The sequence below is a fragment of the Arthrobacter sp. zg-Y40 genome, from assembly GCF_020731535.1.
Lineage (GTDB): Bacteria > Actinomycetota > Actinomycetes > Actinomycetales > Micrococcaceae > Arthrobacter_B.
In genome coordinates this window covers 1-22122 of the sequence record NZ_JAJFZS010000012.1, presented here as the reverse complement: position 1 = coordinate 22122, position 22122 = coordinate 1, and the positions used below count along the sequence as shown (strand labels likewise).

22 protein-coding genes and 1 pseudogene are annotated in these 22122 nt (G+C 66.0%); 10 read left to right on the top strand and 13 right to left on the bottom strand.

The genetic code is table 11. The annotated features are described in order from the left end of the window. Positions 1–51 precede the first annotated feature (51 nt). On the top strand, positions 52–1140 hold the full coding sequence (locus LJ754_RS12940) for a Gfo/Idh/MocA family protein (protein ID WP_227926914.1): 1089 nt from the start codon (positions 52–54) through the stop codon (positions 1138–1140). A gap of 124 nt (positions 1141–1264) precedes the next feature. Here the strand turns inward: LJ754_RS12940 and LJ754_RS12935 are convergent, their stop codons facing one another. Genes LJ754_RS12935 through LJ754_RS12925 form a run of 3 tightly spaced genes read right to left on the bottom strand, consistent with a single transcriptional unit; the run spans position 1265 to position 3071 of the window. Beyond that, on the bottom strand, positions 1265–1861 hold the full coding sequence (locus LJ754_RS12935) for a DUF3618 domain-containing protein (RefSeq protein ID WP_227926913.1): 597 nt from the start codon (positions 1859–1861) through the stop codon (positions 1265–1267). Next, positions 1858–2292 carry a phage holin family protein gene (locus tag LJ754_RS12930; RefSeq protein ID WP_227926912.1) on the bottom strand — a complete coding sequence of 145 codons (435 nt, stop codon included), beginning with the start codon at positions 2290–2292 and terminating at the stop codon, positions 1858–1860. The genes LJ754_RS12935 and LJ754_RS12930 overlap by 4 nt, the downstream gene beginning before the upstream one ends. Then, a complete protein-coding gene (locus LJ754_RS12925; protein ID WP_227926911.1) occupies positions 2292–3071 on the bottom strand; it encodes a hypothetical protein in 780 nt (259 codons plus the stop codon). Before LJ754_RS12925 ends, LJ754_RS12930 begins: the two co-directional genes overlap by 1 nt. Positions 3072–3243: 172 nt before the next feature. Here LJ754_RS12925 and LJ754_RS12920 point away from each other — a divergent pair, with 172 nt between their 5' ends. From LJ754_RS12920 to LJ754_RS12910, 3 genes and pseudogenes are all read left to right on the top strand, one after another. Continuing rightward, positions 3244–3786, top strand: coding sequence for a hypothetical protein (locus LJ754_RS12920; protein ID WP_227926910.1), 543 nt, complete (start codon positions 3244–3246; stop codon positions 3784–3786). Positions 3787–3791: 5 nt separating this feature from the next. Continuing rightward, entirely contained in the window at positions 3792–5258 is a 1467-nt protein-coding gene (locus LJ754_RS12915; protein WP_227914250.1) for a glutamate--cysteine ligase, read from the top strand. Positions 5259–5466: 208 nt separating this feature from the next. Beyond that, a pseudogene (locus LJ754_RS12910) lies at positions 5467–5859 on the top strand (Hsp20/alpha crystallin family protein); the annotation flags it as partial. A 321-nt stretch (positions 5860–6180) separates the two neighbouring features. Here the strand turns inward: LJ754_RS12910 and LJ754_RS12905 are convergent. From LJ754_RS12905 to LJ754_RS12885, 5 genes are all read right to left on the bottom strand, one after another. Then, entirely contained in the window at positions 6181–7146 is a 966-nt protein-coding gene (locus LJ754_RS12905; RefSeq protein ID WP_227914251.1) for a bile acid:sodium symporter family protein, read from the bottom strand. 131 nt (positions 7147–7277) lie between these two features. After that, positions 7278–8513 carry an NADP-dependent isocitrate dehydrogenase gene (locus LJ754_RS12900; protein WP_227914252.1) on the bottom strand — a complete coding sequence of 412 codons (1236 nt, stop codon included), beginning with the start codon at positions 8511–8513 and terminating at the stop codon, positions 7278–7280. A 177-nt stretch (positions 8514–8690) separates the two neighbouring features. Further along, positions 8691–10304 (bottom strand): bifunctional phosphoribosylaminoimidazolecarboxamide formyltransferase/IMP cyclohydrolase, encoded by a 1614-nt coding sequence (gene purH, locus LJ754_RS12895; RefSeq protein ID WP_227926909.1) that lies wholly within the window; start codon positions 10302–10304, stop codon positions 8691–8693. A 282-nt stretch (positions 10305–10586) separates the two neighbouring features. After that, complete coding sequence (locus LJ754_RS12890) at positions 10587–11225, bottom strand: endonuclease domain-containing protein (RefSeq protein WP_227926908.1); 639 nt, start codon at positions 11223–11225, stop codon at positions 10587–10589. Between the two features lie 78 nt (positions 11226–11303). Beyond that, positions 11304–11549 carry a hypothetical protein gene (locus LJ754_RS12885; protein WP_227926907.1) on the bottom strand — a complete coding sequence of 82 codons (246 nt, stop codon included), beginning with the start codon at positions 11547–11549 and terminating at the stop codon, positions 11304–11306. Between the two features lie 145 nt (positions 11550–11694). Between LJ754_RS12885 and LJ754_RS12880 the strand changes: the two genes are divergently transcribed. Further along, positions 11695–13047, top strand: coding sequence for an MFS transporter (locus LJ754_RS12880; protein WP_227926906.1), 1353 nt, complete (start codon positions 11695–11697; stop codon positions 13045–13047). Here LJ754_RS12880 and purN read toward each other — a convergent pair. Continuing rightward, complete coding sequence (gene purN / locus LJ754_RS12875) at positions 13044–13625, bottom strand: phosphoribosylglycinamide formyltransferase (RefSeq protein ID WP_227926905.1); 582 nt, start codon at positions 13623–13625, stop codon at positions 13044–13046. The two genes, LJ754_RS12880 and purN, sit on opposite strands and share 4 nt — an antisense overlap. A gap of 40 nt (positions 13626–13665) precedes the next feature. Between purN and LJ754_RS12870 the strand changes: the two genes are divergently transcribed. Continuing rightward, positions 13666–14097 (top strand): hypothetical protein, encoded by a 432-nt coding sequence (locus tag LJ754_RS12870; protein WP_227914257.1) that lies wholly within the window; start codon positions 13666–13668, stop codon positions 14095–14097. On the opposite strand, the gene LJ754_RS12865 is transcribed toward LJ754_RS12870, so the two are convergent. Beyond that, entirely contained in the window at positions 14094–15401 is a 1308-nt protein-coding gene (locus LJ754_RS12865) for a cell division protein PerM (RefSeq protein WP_442860329.1), read from the bottom strand. The two genes, LJ754_RS12870 and LJ754_RS12865, sit on opposite strands and share 4 nt — an antisense overlap. A 103-nt stretch (positions 15402–15504) precedes the next feature. Continuing rightward, on the bottom strand, positions 15505–16251 hold the full coding sequence (locus LJ754_RS12860) for a sulfite exporter TauE/SafE family protein (protein ID WP_227914260.1): 747 nt from the start codon (positions 16249–16251) through the stop codon (positions 15505–15507). Between the two features lie 22 nt (positions 16252–16273). On the opposite strand from LJ754_RS12860, the gene LJ754_RS12855 reads away from it, so the two are divergent. The 3 genes from LJ754_RS12855 to LJ754_RS12845 all read left to right on the top strand — a co-directional run bounded on the left by LJ754_RS12855 (position 16274) and on the right by LJ754_RS12845 (position 18372). Continuing rightward, positions 16274–16909 carry a DUF1684 domain-containing protein gene (locus LJ754_RS12855; protein ID WP_227914262.1) on the top strand — a complete coding sequence of 212 codons (636 nt, stop codon included), beginning with the start codon at positions 16274–16276 and terminating at the stop codon, positions 16907–16909. A gap of 65 nt (positions 16910–16974) precedes the next feature. Next, a complete protein-coding gene (locus LJ754_RS12850) occupies positions 16975–17565 on the top strand; it encodes a GNAT family N-acetyltransferase (protein WP_227914263.1) in 591 nt (196 codons plus the stop codon). Positions 17566–17577: 12 nt separating this feature from the next. Then, positions 17578–18372, top strand: coding sequence for an MSMEG_6728 family protein (locus LJ754_RS12845; protein WP_227914266.1), 795 nt, complete (start codon positions 17578–17580; stop codon positions 18370–18372). 7 nt (positions 18373–18379) lie between these two features. On the opposite strand, the gene LJ754_RS12840 is transcribed toward LJ754_RS12845, so the two are convergent. Together LJ754_RS12840 and LJ754_RS16855 are read right to left on the bottom strand one after the other, a co-directional pair. Next, positions 18380–18955, bottom strand: coding sequence for a hypothetical protein (locus LJ754_RS12840; RefSeq protein ID WP_227926904.1), 576 nt, complete (start codon positions 18953–18955; stop codon positions 18380–18382). A gap of 330 nt (positions 18956–19285) precedes the next feature. After that, positions 19286–19939, bottom strand: coding sequence for a DUF6318 family protein (locus LJ754_RS16855; RefSeq protein ID WP_227926903.1), 654 nt, complete (start codon positions 19937–19939; stop codon positions 19286–19288). A gap of 597 nt (positions 19940–20536) precedes the next feature. Here LJ754_RS16855 and LJ754_RS12830 point away from each other — a divergent pair. Beyond that, positions 20537–22006, top strand: a complete 1470-nt coding sequence (locus tag LJ754_RS12830; RefSeq protein WP_227926933.1) for a stealth family protein — start codon at positions 20537–20539, stop codon at positions 22004–22006. The last annotated feature ends 116 nt before the right edge of the window (positions 22007–22122 follow it).

Sequence of the window (22122 nt, the reverse complement as noted above, 5' to 3'; positions counted from 1 at the left end):
GGCAACCATAGAGTATGGGGTACTCCCTCAACGACGCGGAAGACGAGGACCATGACTGCCGTTCAACACATTCCCACACCACCCTGCGTACAGCCGGGCGCCCCCAGCCCCGTCCAGTCCACCGGCCGGACCCTGCGCTGGGGCGTAGTTGCCACCGGCAACATCGCCGAGCGTGTCACCGAAGACATCGCCCGGCTCGAAGACGCCGTCCTGCAGGCGGTCAGTTCGCGCCGGCAGGCCACTGCTGAGGACTTTGCCGAACGCTTCGGCTTTGCCGCCAGCTACTACGATGCCGACGGGATCCCGGGGTACGACCAGCTCTTCGCCGACGGCGACGTCGACGTGGTCTACATCGCCTCCCCGCACGCCCAGCACTATGAAATTGCCCGCCGGGCCCTGGAAGCCGGCAAACACGTGCTGTGCGAGAAGTCCATCACCATCAATGCACGGGAGGCCGAGGACCTCATTGAGCTGGCCCGCAGCCGCAACCTGTTCCTGATGGAGGCCGTCTGGACCCGCTTCCTGCCCTGCATCAACCGGATCTGGGAGCTGGTAGCTTCCGGGGAACTGGGGGACATCAACTGGGTCCAGGCGGACCTCGGCTTCCCTGCTCCCTACGATCCGGCCAGCCGGCTATGGGACCCTGCTGCCGGCGGCGGCGCCCTGCTGGACCTGACGGTCTACCCGCTGACCTTCGCCCTGGGCACCCTCGGATACCCGGAGACCGTGCACGCGGTGGGCACCCTGAATCACCAGGGGGTGGACAGCCAGAATGCCCTGACCCTGGGATACGCTTCCGGCGGGTTCGCCCAGCTGACCTCTTCCCTGGTCTCCTCCTGCCCCCGGACTGCCCTTATTTCCGGCAGCAAGGGCTGGCTTCGCACCGGTTCGCCGCTGCACAACCCGGTGGAACTCACCATAGTTCCGCATACGGGAGAGGCACGGGTGGAGCGCTTCCCGCAGGTCGGCAACGGCTACACGTACGAACTGCGGGAGGTTACGCGGTGCATCCAGGAGGGACTGGTGGAGAGCCCCACCATGACCTGGGCTGATTCGCTGCGCACCATGAAGCTCTTTGATGCCGCGCGGGCCCAGATGGGCGTGCTTTACAGCAACGACGAAGCCGCGCTCCCCCGGTAGGGCTTTCCTTCCGTCCATCGGGTTAAAAACGACGGCGGCGCCGCACCCTTGCAGGTGCGACGCCGCCGTCGTTATTGCCCTTCTCCCCGGCCGTCAGCCCGGGAGCGGCTGCATCCGGCACCGGTTAGGCGTTGCGGACGTTCTGCGGTGCCTCGGTTGCAGAATCCTTGACGTCCGCGGCGGCCGCCTGACCCTCGGACTTCACGTTCTGCGCGGCGTCGGTCGCAGTGGACTTGATGTTGTCCATCGCTTCCTGTGCGGGCTCCTTGAGCCCCTCCGCCATTTCCTTCGCGGCGCCAGCCAGTTCGTCCGTCATCGGCTGGGCGGCGGTCTTGATGTTGTCCGCAGCGACGCGTTCCTTCTCGCTGGCGGGGATCAGGGAAGCGGCCAGCAGGCCGGCCCCGAAGGCGATCAGGCCCGCTGCCATCGGGTTGCCCTGGGCCTTGTTGACCACGCGGCCGGGAGCGTCGGAAACGGCCGAACCGGCAGCGGACATTCCGTCGGAAACGCTGCCTCCGGCGTTTGACGCGCTGTTGCCCATCGAATCAGCCACACCCATCACCTTGTCCTTTACTCCGAAAACCTTGTCCTTCACCTTGTCCGTCTGGCGCTGGACGATGTGGGAGGGAGTTACTTTGTCCGCCACAGCGTCAACGTTGGTACCCAGGCGCCGGCGGGTTGCTTCAATATCGGCGCGGATCTCATCAGGGTTTTCACTCATCGTGTTTCCTCGCTTGGTTTCATGGTCTGGGGAATTTCCTGCAGTGTTTCAGACGTCTGCGGCATACCGTTGATCTTCTTCATCTCAGTGCGTCCGCGGCTGGCCAGGACTGCGGCGATGATCGCCCAGATAACGGCCACGATCACTGCGGACCAGCCGAAGCCGATGGCCGTGGTGCCCAGTGCGTACCAGAGCGCCACGGAGAGGAAGAGGAGAACGAAGTACCCGGCGACGGCCGCTCCGCCGAACATTCCCGCACCCTTTCCCGCGCGGGACGCAGACTGCTTGAGTTCGACCTTCGCCAGGTCCACTTCCTGACGCATCAGGGTGGACATGTCCTGGGTCACCTGGCCGAGCAGATCACCCAGGGAGGTGGTTTCCGCCTTCGCCTGTGCCTCAGTAGGTGGCATTTCGGGCATTTCGGTACTCATCAGTGCCGACCACCGCTGTAGGGATCAGCTGCGGGAACGCCGGTGTTCGGCGTGGGCGGCAGCGTCTGTGCCGAGGCGGGGCCGGTGCCGGCCGGGCGGACCGGCTCGCTGCCGAACGGGTCATCCAGTGCTCCGGCACTGCCGGCGGTTCCGGTGGTGCCGACGGTCGGCTGTGCGGCAGGGGCCTGCGGAACCGGCGCCGCCACGTGCTGTCCGGAGGAACCGGCGGTTGCGGTGCCCTGCTGGGGACGGCCGGCGCTGATGCTCTTGTTCAAGCGGCCGGCAAGGAATCCGGCGCCCGCTGCAATGGCAAGGAAAGCCATGGGACGCTGGCGGGCAAAGCCCTTCACTTCGTCAACGAGGGAGCCCGGCTCGCGGCCGTCCAGCCAGGTGGCCACGGAGGAGGCGCGGTTGGCGGCTTGGCCGACGAGGTCCGTGGCGACGCCGGACTGTCCCGACTGTGCCATGGAGTGCAGTTCATCGGCCATGGAGCGCAGGCCTTCGGCTACCTTCTGCTGCTGCACCCCTGCCTGCTCAGTCAGATCCGAGCGGGCCTGCGTGAAGAGATCCTTGGCGTTGCTCTTGACTTCAGAGGCGACGCCTGCCGCCTCGGTCTTGGCCGTGTCAGCCACCTGTGCTGCGTTGCCCTTTGCCTGCTGGGCAATGTCACCGGCCTGCTGCTTGGCAGCGTCGGCCTTGGCTGAGGCGGTCGAATCGCTGGCGCCTCCGGCCGGAGTAGCCGCATGGCTTCCATCGCGCGGGCTGTAATTCTCTGTCATCATCGCTCTCTTTCGTCATTCCAACTGCTGATCAAGATCGGATGTTCCGGATTCACCAATACTAAGCACACTTAGTTCTCAATGTGTAGCGTGTTAGGATCATAAGTGCCCTTGCTAATGTTTACCGCGCGTGGTTGTCTTTTTTGCACCAACAACCCACAGGAGCAATACATTGGCTGCAACCCTGATTACGCGCTCTGTACACGACCTCACCGCCGCGGCTTGGTTCGGCGGTTCACTGATGGGCGCCGTTGGCCTCAACGGTGCCACGGCGGAGGCCAAGGATCCTACCGAAAGGGCCCGTCTTTCCGCACTGGGCTGGAAAAAATGGGCACCCATCCAGGCCGCTGCCATTGGCATGCATTTCCTGGCCGGACTCGCCCTGGTCGGCGACAACAAGACCCGCATCGCTGCGCAGGAAGGTGTTGGGCGCTCAACCGCCTACAAGACGGTGGTAACGGCCCTGGCGGCAGTGGTGACCCTGTACTCCGGCATCCTCGGAAGCAAGGTGGAGAAACTCTCCGACCAGGGCAGCCAGGGCGCCACGGAGCCCCGCGCCGGCGCTTCCGATGAACTCAAGTCCGCTCAGCGCCAGCTTAAAATCCTCCAGTGGAGCATTCCGGCCCTCACGGGCACCGTGGTTGTGATGGGCGCCCAGCAAGGCGAGATGCAGCGTCCCATCAATGTCTACGAGGGCTTGAAGAAGAAGAAGTAGCGGCCATGGGTGCTGAAGTCTCAAGCAGGACCTTCAGCCGGGCGCAGCGGACGGCGTACCGCCAGCGCCTGCTGGAGAACCTGGACCATTTCGCCCATTACCTGTCGACGGCGCAGTTTGCCGATTCGGCCAGTATTGGGTTGGAACTGGAGCTAAACCTCACCAACCGGGACTTTTCGCCTGCCCTGCGCAACCAGGCCGTCCTCGAGCGCATTGCCGACCCGGCATTCCAGACGGAAATCGGCGCCTTCAATATCGAAATGAACCACCCGGCCATGTCGGTGGGGCAGTTCGGCCTGAAGGATCTCGAGGACAGCCTGCGGGCCCAGCTCAACCGGGCCGACGAGCGGGCGGCACAGGAGTCCGCGGACATCATGATGGTGGGGATCCTCCCCACCCTCACGCCGGGCTTCATGGACGGCTGGGAGTGGCTCAGCAGCGGACAGCGGTATGCAGCCCTTAACACCTCAGTGCTGCAGGCCCGCGGCGAGGATGTTCTGCTGGACCTCTCGGGGCCGGAGCCGCTGTCCTTTTACGCCCAGAACATTGCCCCCGAGGCAGCCTGCACCTCGGTGCAGCTGCACCTGGAGGTCTCCCCCGAGGAGTTTGCCCCGGCCTGGAACGCGGCTCAAATGATAGCGGCGCCGCAGGTTGCCCTGGCGGCGAATTCGCCGGTCTTTATGGAGCACCTGCTCTGGCATGAGACCCGGATTGAACTGTTCAAGCAGGCCATTGACACCCGGCCGCCGGAAATGCGCAACCAGGGCGTCCGCCCGCGTGTGTGGTTCGGTGAACGGTGGATCACCTCCATCTTCGACCTGTTCGAGGAAAATGTCCGGTACTTCCCGGCGCTGCTTCCCGAACTGTCCGGCAACGGCGGGGAAACCACCCCGTTCGGGGCGCCCCTGCTGCCGGAACTCCGGCTCCACAACGGCACCGTTTACCGTTGGAACCGGCCCATCTACGATCCGGGCAGCGGCACACCGAACCTGCGGTTGGAGAACCGGGTCCTTCCCGCCGGTCCGTCCGTGCTGGACGTGGTGGCCAACGCTGCGTTCTACTACGGGCTCGTGGAATACATCCGCACCGCAGACCGTCCTCTCTGGAGCCGGGTGGCATTCAAGACCGCCTCGGACAACTTCCTGACCTGCGCCCGTCACGGCCTGGAAGCCACGGTCTACTGGCCCGGCATTGGCGAGATTCCCGTGGCGGAACTGATCGTGCGGCACCTGATCCCCCAGGCCGCAGAGGGACTGCGGGACCTGAAGGTGGATGCCTCCCTGATTGACCGGTACCTCAATGTGGTCACCGAGCGCGCCCGGACCGAGCAGAACGGGGCCGCGTGGCAGATCGCCATGCTCCGCCGGCTCGAGGAGTCAGGCCTGTCCCGTCCGGCAGCCCTGAGTGAACTGTCCCGGCGGTACTGGGAGAACATGCACAGCAACGCGGCGGTGCACTCCTGGCCGCTGTGAGCACCGTACCCGCGGTGCCCAACGGCCCCGGGGCCGGATTACGGCTTCCAAGCCGCGATCCATCGCCGTGACCTAGCACTCACTATTAGCGAGTGCTAGCGTGATTTGCACCGTTGGGCCACTGCGGCTCAGCCTGTTTCTCCGTTTTCCAACAACCGGCAACACCACCGGTGCCCGGCGGGCGCCGGCGCAAGAGGAGTTGATGACAATGGCGATGAAGTTTGACCCGTTCCGCGAACTCGACCGGATGGCAGGGGCGCTCCTTGATCCACGGCAGCGACTGCGGCTGATGCCCATTGACCTCTACCGCGAGGGCGACCACTACATCATGAACGCGGATCTTCCCGGCATTGATCCGGGCTCAGTCGATGTGGATGTGGACGGGCAGCTGCTCACTATCCGCGCGGAGCGGACCATCCACGCCACCGAGGGAGTCACCTGGCTGACGCGGGAACGGGAAAGCGGAACGTTCCTGCGGCAGTTGAACCTGGGCCAGGGCATTGATATTGACTCCATCTCCGCGAAGTACGAGAACGGTGTGCTCAGCGTGTTCATCCCGGTCAGCGAGCGTTCCAAGCCGCGCAAGATCGAAGTGGCTGCCGCTTACAAGGACGGGCACACCATCTCCGGCCAGACGACGTCGGAGCCCGCGTCGGTGTCCTCCGGCTCAGGCAGCGCCGGCTCAGGCAGTGGCGGCTCAGGCAGTGGCGGGTCCCAGGGCTCCGGCAGCGGCTCCCCCGGCTCGTTCAGCCAGACCAGCGGCGGCTCCGGCGGATCGGGTTCCGGCGGACAGTCCTCCTCCGGGGGCCCCACGTCCTCGGGTGACCAGGGTGCCGGCATCTAACTGCTTCCCGACGCAGCAGGCCCCGGGTTTCCACCCGGGGCCTGCTGCGTTGCTGCACACCTGCTGCCCGGCGTGCAGTCAGCGTGAGGGCCGGCGCTGCCAGATCGCGGCCATCAATGCGCCGGAGACGTTGTGCCAGACCGAGAACACGGCCGCCGGCAGAGCTGCTTCCGGTGCGAAGTACTGTTTGGCAAGTCCCGCCGCCAGGCCGGAATTCTGCATACCGATCTCAATGGCCATGGTCCGCCGGGAGGGCACGGGCTGCCGGAACAGCTTTGCTGCACCGTAGCCCAGGCCCAGGCCCAGGCCGTTATGCAGCACAACGGCCAGCAGGATCAGCCAGCCCGCAGTGAAGATGGCCTCGGAGCTACCCGAGACGACAGCAATCACCACGAACGTGATGGCCGCTACCGAAACCCAGGGCAGGACCGGAAGCACCCGGTCAACCAGCTTCGGCACCAGGTACCGGATCACCAGCCCCAGTATCACCGGGATCAGGACGATCTGAACAATGGACCAGGCCATGTTTCCCGCATCGACGGCCATGTACCGGCCGGCGAGCCACAGAGCCAGCAACGGGGTCAGCAACGGGGCCAGCAGCGTGGAAACGGACGTCATGGCCACGGACAGCGCCACGTTGCCCCGGGCCAGGTATGTGACCACGTTCGACGCCGTGCCTCCGGGGGCGCAGCCGACCAGGATCACGCCGGCCGCCAGTTCCGGACTGAGTTGAAGCGCCCACGCAATCCCGAACCCCAGCAGCGGCATAATCACGAACTGGGCCACCACCCCCAGCAGGACGGGGAGCGGCTGGCGGGCCACCAGGGCGAAGTCGGGAAGGGTGAGAGTCAGGCCCATCCCGAACATAATCAGCATCAGGCCCGGATTGATGTAGGCGGACAGACCGGTGAAGGGCTGCGGGAAAAACAGGGCAACCAGTCCGCCGGCCACAATCAGCAGCGGGAAGACGGTCACCGCTATGCGGGCACTTCGCTCTTCGGCGGCGGAGCCGGGCTTGGACGGTGCGGCGGTGGAGTTCGACATCCCCACATGGTGGCACCGCCGCAACCCCTGCGCTACTTATGACGCCGGTGTTACCGGGCTTAACGGCGACGGCGCGCCGCCCCGGAAAGGGGCAGCGCGCCGTCGCCGTTTTGTGCGGTTGCGCAGTAAAGCTAGGCTGCGACCTCGGCACCCAGACGGGCCTTGAGGTTCTCGTCCAGTGCGGCGAGGAACTCTTCGGTGGTCAGGTACGGCTGCTCGGGTCCAACCAGCAGTGCAAGGTCCTTGGTCATCTTGCCGGATTCAACCGTCTTGATGACAACGTCCTCAAGGGTTTCGGCGAAATTAATGACCTCGGGGGTGTTGTCCAGCTTGCCGCGGTGCATCAGGCCGCGGGTCCACGCGAAGATCGAAGCGATCGGGTTCGTGGAGGTGGGCTTGCCCTGCTGGTGCTGGCGGTAGTGGCGGGTGACCGTACCGTGCGCTGCTTCGGCCTCAACGGTCTTGCCGTCCGGGGTCATCAGGACGGAAGTCATCAGGCCCAGCGAGCCGAAGCCCTGTGCAACGGTGTCGGACTGGACGTCGCCGTCGTAGTTCTTGCAGGCCCAGACGTAGCCGCCTTCCCACTTCATTGCGGAGGCAACCATGTCATCGATCAGGCGGTGCTCGTAGGTGAGCCCGGCTGCTTCGAACTGGTCCTTGAACTCGGCGTCGAAGACTTCCTGGAACAGGTCCTTGAACTGGCCGTCGTAGGCCTTCAGGATGGTGTTCTTGGTGGAGAGGTACACCGGGTAGTTGCGCTGCAGGCCGTAGGCGAAGGAAGCGCGCGCGAAGTCCTTGATGGAATCGTTGAAGTTGTACATACCCATGGCGACGCCGCCATCTTCGTTGTACGTGACAACCTGCTGCTTGATTTCTTCGCTGCCGTCGGCCGGGGTGTAGGTCAGGGTCAGCGTGCCGGCACCGGGAACCTTGAAGTTCGTGGCCTTGTACTGGTCGCCGTGGGCGTGGCGGCCGATGATGATCGGCTTGTTCCAGCCCGGGACCAGGCGCGGGATGTTGGAGATGATGATCGGCTCGCGGAAGACCACGCCGCCCAGGATGTTGCGGATGGTCCCGTTCGGGGAGACCCACATCTTCTTCAGGCCGAATTCCTCGACGCGTGCTTCGTCCGGGGTGATGGTGGCGCACTTGACGCCCACGCCGTGTTCCTTGATGGCGTTGGCGGCATCAATGGTGACCTGGTCATCGGTTGCGTCGCGGTTCTGGATCGAGAGGTCGTAGTACTTCAGGTCTACGTCCAGGTACGGGTTGATCAGGCGGTCCTTGATGAACTGCCAGATGATACGGGTCATTTCATCGCCGTCGAGCTCTACAACAGAGCCCACAACCTTGATTTTCTCAGCCACACGTACTCCTAGTGTGTTGGTGGGCACCGGAGCATGTCTTGTGGCATGACGGGACCCGTCTTTTTAGCTTGTATTTGAGTCCAACTATGCCACAGCCCACTATCCCGGCCCTAAACCGCGGGACGGTGCATTACCTGCACGGTCCCGCGGTTCCAGGCGCGGCGGAGCGGGTTTTTCCTAGTGGAAGAAGTGTCGTGCCCCGGTGAAGTACATGGTGACCCCCGCCGCAGCAGCTGCTTCAACCACTTCGCTGTCCCGGATGGAGCCGCCCGGCTGCACCACGGCGCGGACGCCGGCGTCGATCAGGATCTGCAGGCCGTCCGCGAACGGGAAGAACGCGTCCGACGCCGCCACGGAACCGCGGGCGCGGTCCTCGCCGGCTGCACCCAGGCCGTTGGCGCGTTCGACGGCGAGCCGACAGGAGTCCACCCGGTTCACCTGGCCCATTCCCACGCCTACGGAGGCGCCGTCCTTGGCGAGCAGGATGGCGTTGGACTTCGCCGCGCGGACCGCTGCCCAGGCGAAGGCTAGGTCGGCCATGGTGGCCTCGTCTGCCGGCTCCCCCGCGGCCAGGGTCCAGTTCGCCGGGTCATCGCCCTCGGCCTGCAGCCGGTCCGATTTCTGGACCAGCACGCCGCCGGAAACCTGCCGGAATTCAGCGGCACTGCGGCCGTAGCCGTCCGGCAGGGCAAGCAGCCGGATGTTCTTTTTGGCGCTGAGGATGTCCACGGCCTCCGGCTCGAAGTCGGGGGCGATCACCACCTCGGTGAAGATGTCCTTCACGGTCTCGGCCATGCCTGCCGTGACGGTCCGGTTGGCGGCGATGACTCCGCCGAACGCCGAGACCGGATCGCAGGCATGCGCCTTGGCGTGCGCATCCGCAATGGGATCGGCTGCACCGGGCGAGGCCACCGCGATGCCGCACGGGTTGGCGTGCTTGACGACGGCGACGGCGGGTCCATCGAAATCGAAGGCGGCGCGCAGGGCGGCGTCGGCGTCGACGTAGTTGTTGTAGGACATGGCCTTGCCGTGCAGCTGGTCGGCCTGGGCGACGCCGGGCTGTCCGTCCTGCTCTACGTACAGGGCTGCGTCCTGGTGCGGGTTTTCGCCGTAGCGGAGCACTTCGGCGCGTTCCAGGGCCAGGCCGGTGAAGGCCGGCCACTTGGAGCCGTCTTCGGTCCCGTCGCCGAACTGCTCTGCGGTCCAGGTCGCAACTGCGTTGTCATAGGCGGCGGTGTGGGCAAAGGCTTCGGCGGCGAGCCGGCGCCGCTGGGCCAGGTCGAAGCCGCCCTCGGCTGCTGCGGTGACGACGTCGGAGTATTTGTTCGGGTCCACCACCACTGCAACGGACGGGTGGTTCTTTGCGGCGGCGCGGACCATGGAGGGACCGCCGATGTCGATCTGCTCCACCACATCATCCTGCGCTGCGCCGGAGCGGACGGTTTCCACGAAGGGGTAGAGGTTCACCACCACGAGGTCGAAGGGTTCAATCTCCATCTCCTGCAACTGGGCCACGTGGTCCTCGCGGCGGCGGTCTGCCAGGATCCCGGCGTGGACGCGCGGATGCAGGGTCTTGACCCGCCCGTCGAGGCATTCGGCGAAGCCGGTGACCTCGGAAACCTCGGTGACCTCGATGCCGGCGGCGGCAATCTGCTTGGCCGTGGATCCGGTGGACACAATCCGGACACCGGCTGCCGAAAGGCCCTGCGCCAGCTCCGTCAGCCCCGTCTTGTTATAAACCGAGATCAGGGCCCGGCGGATAGGAACACGGTCAAGGACAGGGTTGCTCACAGCTGACACTCCAAAGGGGTTGATGAAGGACGTGCAAAAAGCCGTACGGCCATGCGGAAAGTTTATGCCTATGTGCTCCGGACCACGCCTGCGGGGCTGTAACAACGTGTCTTGGCCGCGCTGGGGCCGGGCAAAGACCCGTCCCTGCGCGCGATCGAAAAGGCAAAAATTACCGTCGAAGGGAACGAAAAGGCACAATTTACCGATTTTCGGCACAATATCGGTAAATTTTGCCTTCTCGTGGAGCACGGTGCGTCAGGCGGGGTGCGTCAGGCCCGCCCGTCAGGCCGGCTGTCCGGGTCGCCAGCCGCGCGTCAGGAGGGCAGCGCGAACCTTCTCCGCTGCTGCGGCTTGGTTGCCGGGCCGCAGGTGCTTCTTGCTGAAGCGCAGCACCACCCATCCCAGCCGTCGAAGGCCGTCGTCGCGCGCAATGTCCCGGTGCCACTGGTCCGGATCCAGCAGGTGATGCTCGCCTTCATATTCAAGCGCAATCCGCAGCCGCACATATTGCAGGTCCGGCCGGGACACGCGCTGCCCCGCCGGACCGATAATCCATTGGTTTACTGCCGGCTCCGGCAGCCCGGAACGCCGAATGAGCAACCGCAGCCTGGTTTCCTGAGCCGAGTCCGCGCCTGGGCGCATCAGCTCGAGAGCGGTCCGCGCGGTGGATGCACCGCGGTTTCCCGCCCTGCGCTGCAGGACCTCCTGCAACTCCTGCATACCGCACAGCGGATCCGGTTGGGACAGGTAGCCACCGCGGTTCGGCGCATCCCTCCGCCGCAGCAGGGAGTCCCCCGCAGCCACCAACTCATCGGGAGACAAGAGAGCGGCCAGGTCGCGCCAAGTCCAAGCCGGTGATGTCACCAGCAGCCCCCCGGCCCGGACCACGTCCAGTAGCAGAAGGGGTGCATGGTGCCCCACGACGCCCTTCCTCCGCGGCTGGCTGAACCGCAGCGGCCGGGCGAGGTGCAGCGGTTCGGGCCCGAAGCGGTACGGCAATCAGATGCCCCACAGGGCGGCGGCGGTGGTGTGGCTGGCCACCGTAGTGCCGGACGCCGGGGCAAGCGGCCGCACCGCATCCGGCAGGGCGGATGCTGCCCCGCCGACCGTACGCAAACCGTGCCCGGCGCCGTCGTACGCCCTGCGCCGCAACTCCGACGCCGGCACGCCGCGTGCCCGCGCCTCTGCCACGGAGAACACCGGTCCGGGCAGCCCGCTCCCTCCCGCCCGCTCCGGTTTGCCCATCACCACATGGTGCCCGGTCCCGCGAGTCTCCGGCGCCTTATCCACAGGCGGGGGCCCCGCACGGTATTGTTTCCCCGACGCCATTGACCCCCGGCACACAGCCACCCCTCCTGCACCCCGCATCCCCGGAAGGCCCCGAACCAACATGTCCATCACCAATATGCTGCCCACCGGTGACCAGGTGGTCCAGAACCTGCCGTGGCGGTGGAAGGTCCAAGGCCGGATCTTCCTCATCGGCGGACTCGGGTTTATGTTCGATGCCTGGGACGTAACGCTGAACGGCGTGCTGATTCCGCTGCTGTCCAAGGAATGGGGGCTGACGGCGCCGCAGGCCGCCTGGATCGCCACCGCGAATCTGCTGGGCATGGCCATTGGTGCCTTCGTATGGGGTTCCATTGCCGATGCGATCGGCCGCAAGCGGGCGTTTTCCGCTACCTTGCTGGTGTTTTCCCTCTTTACCGTGCTGGGTGCGTTCTCCCCGGACATTGTGTGGTTCTGCATTTTCCGCTTTATGGCCGGGTTCGGACTGGGCGGCTGCGTGCCGGTGGACTACGCGCTCGTTGGCGAGTTCACCCCCAAGAAACAGCGCGGCCGAGTGCTGACCGGGATGGACGGCTGGTGGCCGGTGGGTGCCGCCCTGTGCGGGGTCACTTCCGCTGCGATCATGGCCACCTTCGCGGATTGGCGGTACACCATGCTGGTGATGGTGGTCCCCGCCCTGCTGGTGTTCTGGGTGCGCCGTTCGGTCCCCGAGTCCCCCCTCTATCTGGTCCGCAAGGGCCGCACCGATGAGGCGGCCGCCGTCATCAACAGCCTGATCCGGCGCACCGGGGGAACCCAAACCCAGTGGCGGCTGCCCGAACCGGAGGAACCGGAAAAGCTGTCCCTGCGCACTATGGGCACCCAATTGGGCGACCTATGGAGGTTCAGCAGCAAAACCACCATCACCGCATGGTCCCTGTTCCTGACCATCCTGCTGGTCTACTACCTGGCGCTGCAGTGGATGCCCAAGATCCTCGTGGACGCCGGGTTTGCCGAGTATCGCGCGTTCCTGACCACCTCGGGCATGGCAGCCGTTGGCCTGCTCGGAGTTATCGCGGCGGCCCTGCTGGTGGAGAAGGTTGGCCGGAAGTGGATCCTGGCGGTCACCGGTCCGCTGTCCGCCGCCATCCTGGTGGTGGTGGCGCTGGTGGTGGACCTGCCCACTGCGGCAACGGTGTGGCTGCTGGCCTACGGATTCGTGGTGCAGGTGGCCATCCCCGTGCTGTATGCCTACGTCTCGGAGCTCTACCCCACCGAGCTGCGCGGCAGCGGTTTCGGCTGGGCCTCCACCGTCTCCCGGGTGGGAGCAGGCTTGGGTCCGCTGCTGTTCGTCTCGGTGCTGTGGCCCCATCTCGGGCTGGCGCTGTCGTTCGCCCTGGCAGGAGTACTGGTGCTAATGGCGGTGCTGTGGATGGCCCGGTTCGCACCCGAAACCAAGGGTGCGGCGCTGGACTAAGCCGGCGCCGGCAGCCCTTCCCGGCTCAACCGGCCCAGGGTGTCGATCAGCAGCCGCCGCTCCTGGACCTTGATGCGCTCGTGCAGGGACTCCTCGGTATCGCCGTCGAGCACCTCCACCGCGGCCTGGGCCAGGATCGGGCCGGTGTCCACACCGGCGTCGGCCCAGTGCACCGTGCAGCCGGTGATCTTCACGCCGTAGGCCAGGGCATCCCGGACGCCGTGTGCCCCAGGGAAGGAAGGCAGCAGCGCGGGATGCGTGTTCAGGTACCGGCCGTTGAACGCGTTGATGAACTCCTCATCCACAATGCGCATGAATCCCGAGGAGAGCACCAGGTCCGGCGCGTAGGAAGCCACCGTTTTGGTGAGCGCCCGGTTCCAGTCCGGCCGGGCCGGGAAATCGCGGAAGGGCACCACGAAGGTGGGGACGCCGGCGTCGGCCGCCCGCTGCACCCCGTAGGTGCCGGGCCGGTCCGCGCCCACTGCCGCGATCTCTATATCCAGCCGGCCGTCGCTGACGGCGTCGAGCACGGCCTGAAGGTTGGAGCCCGTACCGGACACGAGGACTACGATGCGCATGCGTCAACCATAGGGTGCGGCGTCCCCTAGGCTTAAACCCATGAATGACGACGGCGCGCAGTACAAGACCCAAACCCTCGCGGAGCAGAGCCGCCGCCCCGGGGCGACCGACGAGCAGAAGAAGAACGCGGTCCGCTATGTCCGCGTGTTCTGGCTGCTGGTGCTGGTCATGCTGCTGAGCAGCGGCCTGGTCCTGCCGTGGAAGCTGGTGCCGCTGGCAATCGGGCTTGTTGCCTTCGTAGTGGGAATCATCGCCCTGGTCAAGCTGGCCCGCCGGCGGATGGGTGCCCTGCTGCCCGTCCTGGTGTCGCTGGGCCTGGTCATCACTTTCCTGACCACCCTGGGGCTAGGCTTCATGGTGGCCATCTGGGACCAGACCGTCACCTATGAAACATGCATGCGTTCGGCGCTGACCTTGGACGGCGCGGAGGCCTGCCAGGCCGAGTACCTGCCCTTCCAGCAGATGCGCTAGACCGCGGCCCGCTGTTTCTCGGGTTTGGGCTCACGTTCCAGCCAGGGACCTACGGCGTAACCGATGACGACGCCGGCCCCTACTTCGGCTGCGACCCATAGTCCCAGCCACAGCGGATCCGGGCCGAGCTGCACAAAGCGCCCGATCCCCAGCGACCCGACGGACAGCCAGGCGGCCCCGGCCGCCAGCAGTCCCGAGACCAGTCCGACGATCGCGCCGAGGACCAGCGTGGACACCGGTGCCGTGAACCAGCGGGCGCGGATCTTGATGGAAAGCCATTCGTCGAAGTGGTTTTCGCCCTCGCGCAGGAACCACCAGCCGGCCAGGATCCCGGCCACCACCGGTATCAGCAGCGCCGCGTATCCGTATTCCATGCTCCCTGTAGGCAGGGCGGCGAGGACGGGCAGCGCTGGCAGCGGACCTACGGTTGTTTCCAGCGGACTGATGATGCTTCCGGTGCCCAGGGAGAATCCGGCGCCCGAGGCCCAGCCCAGGGTCCACACCACAAAGTTGGGCATCAGGCCCAGCTCGACGACGGTCAGTACCGTTCCGCCCAGCACACCGGCACCGAGCCGTTCATACACGGAGACCATTTCGGCCCAGCTCATCGCCAGCGTCACCACGAGCAGCAATGAGGACAGGCCCAGTGCGGCCACGATCCCCACCACCCCGGCGCGCAGGGCGGCCCACATGTAGGAGCCGGCCCAGCGGGAATGCTGGCTGGTCCGGGCAATCCAGGCGGTCAGGTCCATGCCGATCAGCCGCACCCAGGATCCGGCTTCGATCCGGGCCCCCACAATCAGGCCGGCGCCTGCCGCGATGAGGGGCAGCAGCGCACCGGCGGCCACCGAAATCCGCACCCCGTCGGTGCTGCTGAAGTAGGCGGCTGCCGCGCCCAGCAGCGCATAGGCGCCCAGGGCGCCAAGCAGTGCCTGCCAGAGCTGGTCCGTGTAGGAGGCCCGGGCCAGACGGCGGCCGGCACGCCAGGACAGGAAGAACGGGATCAGCGTCAGCCCGAGCGGGAAGAAGGAGAGCAAACCGGAGGCCGGACCCGTTCCGAGTTCTCCGGCAGGGAAGCTCAGCTGCAGCGGCACGCCGTGGATGAGCAGCCAGGCCTGGCCGCCGAGGCGCGCCAGGGATGTGAAGTCGATATCGGTGAAGCCGTTGGCCAGCCACACGCCCACCAGCGGCAGCAGCACCAGCAGCGCGGAAAGCACGGCAGCCTGGCCCAGTTCAAACGTTCCCTGCAGCCAGAGTGGCATGGGCGGCACACCCGGCTTCTTCGGCCGCAATAAAATCTTCATCGCTTCTATCGTGCCATCCGGGCCGGTGCTGCCCGATGAGGTGCCTGCGTGAGTCGGGTAACTGCGGCGGGCACGGCCGTGGTGTCAGCGGTGCCGATGCCGGTCAAAGGTCGTACAGGCCCTTCACCAGTGCCGTGGCTGCACCAATGAACGCGATGACCACTACTGCCAGCCGGGCCTGGTCGTCGCGGATGAACCGCTGCAGCTTCTCCCCCGCGTAGATGCCGCCCACAATCATGACCCCCACCAGCACCCAGGCCCAGGGCTGGAACGGAGGCATCTGGCCGGGGTCCAGGATCAGCTTGGAGGTCAGGGTGACGGCGGCGGTGGTCACGAAGAACGGCTGCAGGGTAGCGGCGAACGGGCGCTGCGGCCAGCGGGCCAGCAAGGCGTACACACTGACGGCGGGGCCGCCGACGCCGGCCATGGCATTGGTGATGCCCGAGGTGAAACCGGCCACGGCCTTGGGGGTATTGCCGGTCAGCTGGATAGAGGTGCGCTGCAGGAACAGGGAGATACTCAGGGCCACCAGTACGACGGCGCCCACGGTGACTGCCAGTGGGGCCGCGGGCAGGTACACGGCGGCCGCCGAGGCCGGTACGCTGGCGCAGACCGCCGGGATGGCCAGCCACCGGTACATGGACCAGTCGATGTCCCGCCAAACCCGGCTCATGATCAGCAGCGAGGACACGAGGCCGCAGATGTTCACCATCAGCACGCCGCCGTGGGAACCGAGGATGATCACGAGGAACGGAGAAATGAGCAGCGCAAAGCCTAGACCGGCGATCCGCTGGGCTATCGCGCCGATAAAGATGGCGACGAGCACCACAATAAGAAGTCCGGTAGTCACCCGAACACACTACGCTGGACAAATGCTCTCTCCCGTCACAGCCCTTGCCACCGCCGATTGGCGCCGTAACACTTTCGCCCTTTATGAGCAGGCGCGTCGCGCTGCCGAGGGGATCTCGGCGTCGCACGCCCATGCCCTCTGGGCCACCGGCCGGGATCGGCTCTTCGGCACGCACCCGGCCTCGCCCCTCCCGGAAGATGTCCGCCGCCGGTTCCGCGGTTTGAGCACCGCCCGCTACGATCCGGCGTTCCGGTTCGAGGCCGTTATTGACGGCGCCGGTGCCGGCGAGTCGATGGAGGTGGCCACCGGAACGGACGGGACGGTGCCGTTCACCCGGCTCGGGACGGTGAACGTGGACGGGGTCGGCAGCCTGGCGGTATGGAACCTGGACACGTACGGCGGCGGAATTTTTGTGCCGGTCCGCGATGCCAGTTCCGGCGCCGACGGCGGCAGCTACGGCGGCGGGCGCTACCTGCTGGACACGATCAAGGGCGCCAGCCTGGGACCGGGCAGTGAACCCGGCAGCTTGGTGCTGGATTTCAACTACCTTTACAACCCCTCCTGCGCCTATGACGAGGCGTGGGCCTGCCCGCTGCCCGGCCCGGCGAACACCGTGGACACCGCGCTGCCGGTGGGCGAACTGTACGTGAAGTACTAAGACGGCCGGCCCGTCCGGCCGCGGCGCCGGGCGGGCAACCCGGAGTCAGTGCCTATGCTGGAAGGGTGCAAGCTTCCATTTCACATGCAACGGCTGAAGACATTCCCGGGCTCGTCGAATTGGCTTCCCTCACTTTTCCTTTGGCCTGCCCGCCCGAAGTCACACCGGAAGACAGCGCGGCCTTCGTTGCCGCGAATCTCTCCGCCGGGAATTTCACGCAGTTCCTCGCGGATGAGAAGCGTTTGGTGCTCGCGGCCCGCCAGGACGGCCGGCTGGTGGGGTACTGCCTGCTGGTCCTCGAAGCGCCAACCGATCCCGAAGTGCTTGATGCCCTGGACCAGGGCCGGGCGCTGCGGCCCTCGGCGGAGCTGAGCAAGTTCTACGTCCACCCGGATGCCCACGGCAGGGGCATTGCCGGGCAGCTCATTGATGCTGCTGCCGGGGCGGCGGCGTCCGTAGGTGCACGGTCCATGTGGCTGGGGGTGAACAACGGCAACGTCCGGGCGCAGTCCTTCTACCGCAAGTCCGGGTTCCAGACGTCCGGCCGTCGCTCCTTCCAGGTTGGTGCGCATACTTTCCGGGACCTGATCATGGTCCGGCTGCTCACCGGCACCGGGGCGGAGGCCGGTGACGGGGCCGGCCGCGGGGAACAGTGACAGACTGGGCCCGTGCAGACCTTCCTCCCGTATGAGAGCTTTGCCCGCAGTGCCCGGGTCCTGGATCAGGCGCGGCTGGGCAAGCAGCGGGTGGAGACCCTGCAGCTGCTGCGCGGTCTGGTGGTGCCGGATTACGGCTGGCAGCGCCATCCTGCCCTGCTGATGTGGAAGGGCTTCGTGCCGGCGCTAACGGCGTACGGGCTGGCGATGACGGACGAGTGGATTGCGCGCGGGCACGCCGACACCGTGCGCGAGCAGATCCTGGAGTTCGCTCCGGAAGCGGCGGGCTCCGACGTCGAGCTTCCGCCGTGGCTGGGCGACGAGCAGCTGCACCGCAGCCACCGCTCGAACCTGATTGTGAAATCCCCCGAGGTGTACGGGCCGTTGTTTCCGGACACCGACGCGGGCCTGCCCTATGTGTGGCCCTCCCCCGCAGACGTTCCGGACCCTGCGGATCCGCCACCGGGCGAGGGGCTGTGGGTCGCCCGGGCGGTGCCCGACGGCGATGCTGCCGCCATTGTCCTGCCCATGCTTTCGGTGAAGGGCACGCCGATCACCGGCAAGCGCGGCCGGCAGCTGGTGCGGTTGCTGGAGGACATGGACGACGGCGATCCGGTGGCGGTGATCTCGCCGGCGGACCGCTCGCAACTGCTGTTGGGTCATGCCGGTCCGGTGGAGCTGACCAATGACACCGCTGTGCGGCCGGTGTCGCTGTCCGGCAGCATTCCGCGTTCGGCGTTCGCGTATCCGGCGGTGCTGCAGGATCCCCGGACACTGTTTGCGGTGCCGAAGCCGAAAGGGCTTTAGCAGCCGATTAGCAGCCGATGCCGTTCGGGTTGATGAGGCAGTTGTCCGCGACGCTGCGGGTTTCCGCCCGCCACACCCGGATTGTTTGCGCCTGCGAAGCGACGGCGGCCCTCCCGTCAATGGGAATCATCGGCCCGCCGTTCACCGAATAGGTTCCGGAGAAATGCACGGTTGCACTCATTTGGTAATCCCCTCCGGCGGCGTACCTGTGGCTCGTGCGGGTCTGCTCTCCCCACCGACCCTGCGGCAGCGGTGCACCGGCAGCCGATGTGGGACCGTAGACCGTTCCGTCGCCGTAGTTGATTTCGTATTCGGTGGGCGTCGCAACTATCCGGACCGTCTGGTCCAGCAGGACCATCTCGAAGACCTGCTCGGCGGCTTCAACGTAAACGTTGGTCTCCATCCCGATCAGCGTGTGCGGACTGGGTTGCACCACCAGCTTGCCGGCTGCGATCGGCCGCTCCTGGAACGCAGTGAGGATCTGCGCCTGGATCTGCTGGCCGATGTCCACCGGCTCCTCGGAGTAGATGCACGACGGGGTGTCGCTGACTCGGGGCCAAGCCGCGGGGTCGGTCCCCTTCAATCCGGAATACCAGTAAACGAGTCTGCCGTTCTCACCGGCAGGACAAGCCGCCTGGTTATCGGCGAGGCAATCCACATCACCAACCGAATCGTCAAAACACACCGGTTGGAACCGGTAGCCATTCGGATCGTCCGGTATACCGACCGGCATGGAGGTCCACATTCCTGAGGAAGGGTCCTGTTGATAAGTTGAGCCAGAAACACTCCCATCCTCAATAAGGTCGCCGTCGCTCACTATGAGCGCACCCGCACCCTGAGCTGGGATAAACAGCACGAGCAACAACAGTCCAACGGCAAGAACTTTCCTCGTACTAACAGCCACGGACATAGTTCATCCGGCCTTAATCGTGGCTACGTTAACCACAATCCATTTGCCGCCCTCTAACGTTGCTTCGACAAGCTGAACGGATGGGAGCGGTCTGCTCTCGGTCGTTCCTTGGTGTCCCTCTGAACCGTAATACTCCATGTCATCCTGCCGCAGCTGGACGAGTGCTTGGTATCGGTTTTCGGGCGTTACCGCGAAATCAGAATGAACATCTTGGACTTCAATCTTGGACTTCGCCATCCAATCGCTGTCCTTGAACCCGTTCTCGACAACCTCATAGTACTTCTGACAGGTCACACATTCCGGGCTGCTGATGGCCTGTACCAGCCCCACATCACCGGTTTCATAACCGTAATTCGCGGCCTCGTACCAATACCGGGCGAAAGCCTCCAATCCTTCCTTGGACTCGACCTTCGCCTCCTCCGGCATCACCGGCAACGGAACATTTTCCGCCGGCCCCTCGGCAGAGGCAGGCTTGTAAACAGCTGACGGTGTGGGCGTGGGAGTTGGCGTCGCTGAGGCGGACGACTGTGACGGAGACGGGGAGGCAGCACCGGTCCCTGAATCCCCGGACGCGCCCGAGCACCCGGCCAGGACAACCGCGGCGAAAACCGCTGGGAAGCTCCAAACACGAGAACGGCGCAGAATGGTTCTGGTCATCCGAAACCCCCAAGTTGGGCAAGCCGCGACACTGTCAGTCCGGCCATAATAGCCACCGCCCCCACACCACAACCGGTTATCCACAAGTCACGGGCACCACAAACCCGGCGAAGCTCGCGGCCCCCGTGAAGCCGGCAGCCTATGCCGTCGCCTCGCAGCAGCGCGGCGCAGGATGAGATACTGGCCAAGAGAACTACGGCCCCGGCCGGAAAACGGACAGGGCTCGGAAGAAGGATGTTCCAGCGCGGTGTTACGGTTTCCTCAGTGGCTCCCGGCCGACCCGTGCTCCGTCCCCGCGTCCGCGCCCACCCCGTCCGCGGGCGGCCCGCGGTTCGGCCCAATACGCACCGGCCAAGACCGGCACCGCGCAACAAGTGCAACACCCGGGTATCCCGGCAGCAGTTCCCCGTGCAGCGCTGCACCCAACCAGCGCCTGCATGTGCGGGCGCCGACCATCCCTAGGAGGTTCCCATTACCGATACAGCCGCCGAACACGATGTCTACTTCGGAGCCCCGGAGCCGGACTTCGAACCCGAAAACCTCCAGACAGCTGCCCCCGCCGTACTCCGCCGCGTGGAGGAACGCCCCGAGGTGGCCATGTTCAAGGGCCGCCTGGCCCTGATGGACACCGGCCTCACCCCGCACGAGGCCATGGTGGAAGACCTGCTGTTTGTCCGCAGGGTGCTCGACGACGCAGGCATCACCTACCTGCTGGTGCGCGGCAATGACCAGCGGCCGGTGATCGCCGTCAACCTGCGCGAACGTGACCTGCTGCGCAAGGCAATGGTGGAAGCCTGCCGCGAGGAGCCGTTCTATGCGCGCAGCGTGGACACCAAAAAGAGCCGCACCCTGCTCATTGCCGACGGCAGCCTGGCCCCCGGCGACAAGACCCGGATCATCCGGGTCTACCGGCCGCGCGCCTTCACCGGCACCAACCTGGTGTTCTCCGCTGCGGCCGGGGTGCAGATTGAGCTGTGGGACCTGGACGGGGAAAACATCACCCTGCCGGTGGAGAACTCCCTGACCCGCCGCACCCTGCCGGCCTCGGAGGCAGTCCGCGGCACCGTGGACAAGCACGGCCTGGCCTGGCCGACCATCGAGAACATGTTCGCTGACCACGCCACGGACATCCGCTTCGACATCGATCTGGTGTTCTCCTGGGTGGACGGCAGCTCCCCGGAATTCCAGGCCGCCCGCGCGGCCCGGATGCAGGGTGCCGTGGTGGGCGAGGGCGATGACCACGAGGCCCGCTTCCGGCAGATCAACGAACTGAAGTACGCCCTGCGCTCGGTGCCCATGTTCGCACCCTGGATCCGGCGGATTTTCATCGCCTCGGACTCCCCGCGGCCCCACTGGCTGGCGGAGCACCCCTCGGTCACCTTTGTGCCGGCGGCGGAGCACTTCAAGGACCCGTCCGTGCTGCCCACGCACAACTCGCAGGCGGTGGAAGCGCAGCTGCAGCACATCCCCGGGCTGGCGGAACACTTCCTCTATTCCAACGACGACATGTTCTTCGGCCGCCCGGTGGCCCCGGACATGTTCTTCTCCCCCGGCGGAATCACCAAGTTCATCGAAGCCAGCACCCGGATAGGACTGGGCTCCAACGACGCCGAGCGCAGCGGTTTCGAGAACGCGGCCCGGGTAAACCGGCGGCTGCTGTGGGAACGCTTCGGCCGGATCACCACCCGCCACTTGGAACACGCGGCCGCTCCGCTGCGCCGCAGCGTGCTGCTGGAAATGGAAGCAGCGTTCCCCGCGGAGTTCGCCGCCACCGCCGCGAGTACCTTCCGCGCCAAGGACAACATCTCCGTCACCAACTCGCTCTACCACTACTACGCCCTGCTCACCGGGCGTGCGGTCACCCAGGAAACCGCCAAGACCAAGTACGTGGACACCACGTCCTACGCGGGCCTGTCAGCCCTGGAGCGCCTGCTCGCCAAACGGAACATGGACATGTTCTGCCTCAATGACGGCAGCTTCCCCGAGGTGCCGGCCGCCGAACGCGCGGAGCGGGTCACGGACTTCCTGGAGAAGTACTTCCCGGTCAAGGCCCCCTGGGAGCACTGACCCCGGGAACCTGGCCCGGGAACAGGCCAGGGACACAGAACGACGGCGGGGGGGGCCCCCCCGGGGGGGCCCCCCCGGGGGGGGGGGGGGGGGTGGGGGGTGCCCCCCCCGGGGCG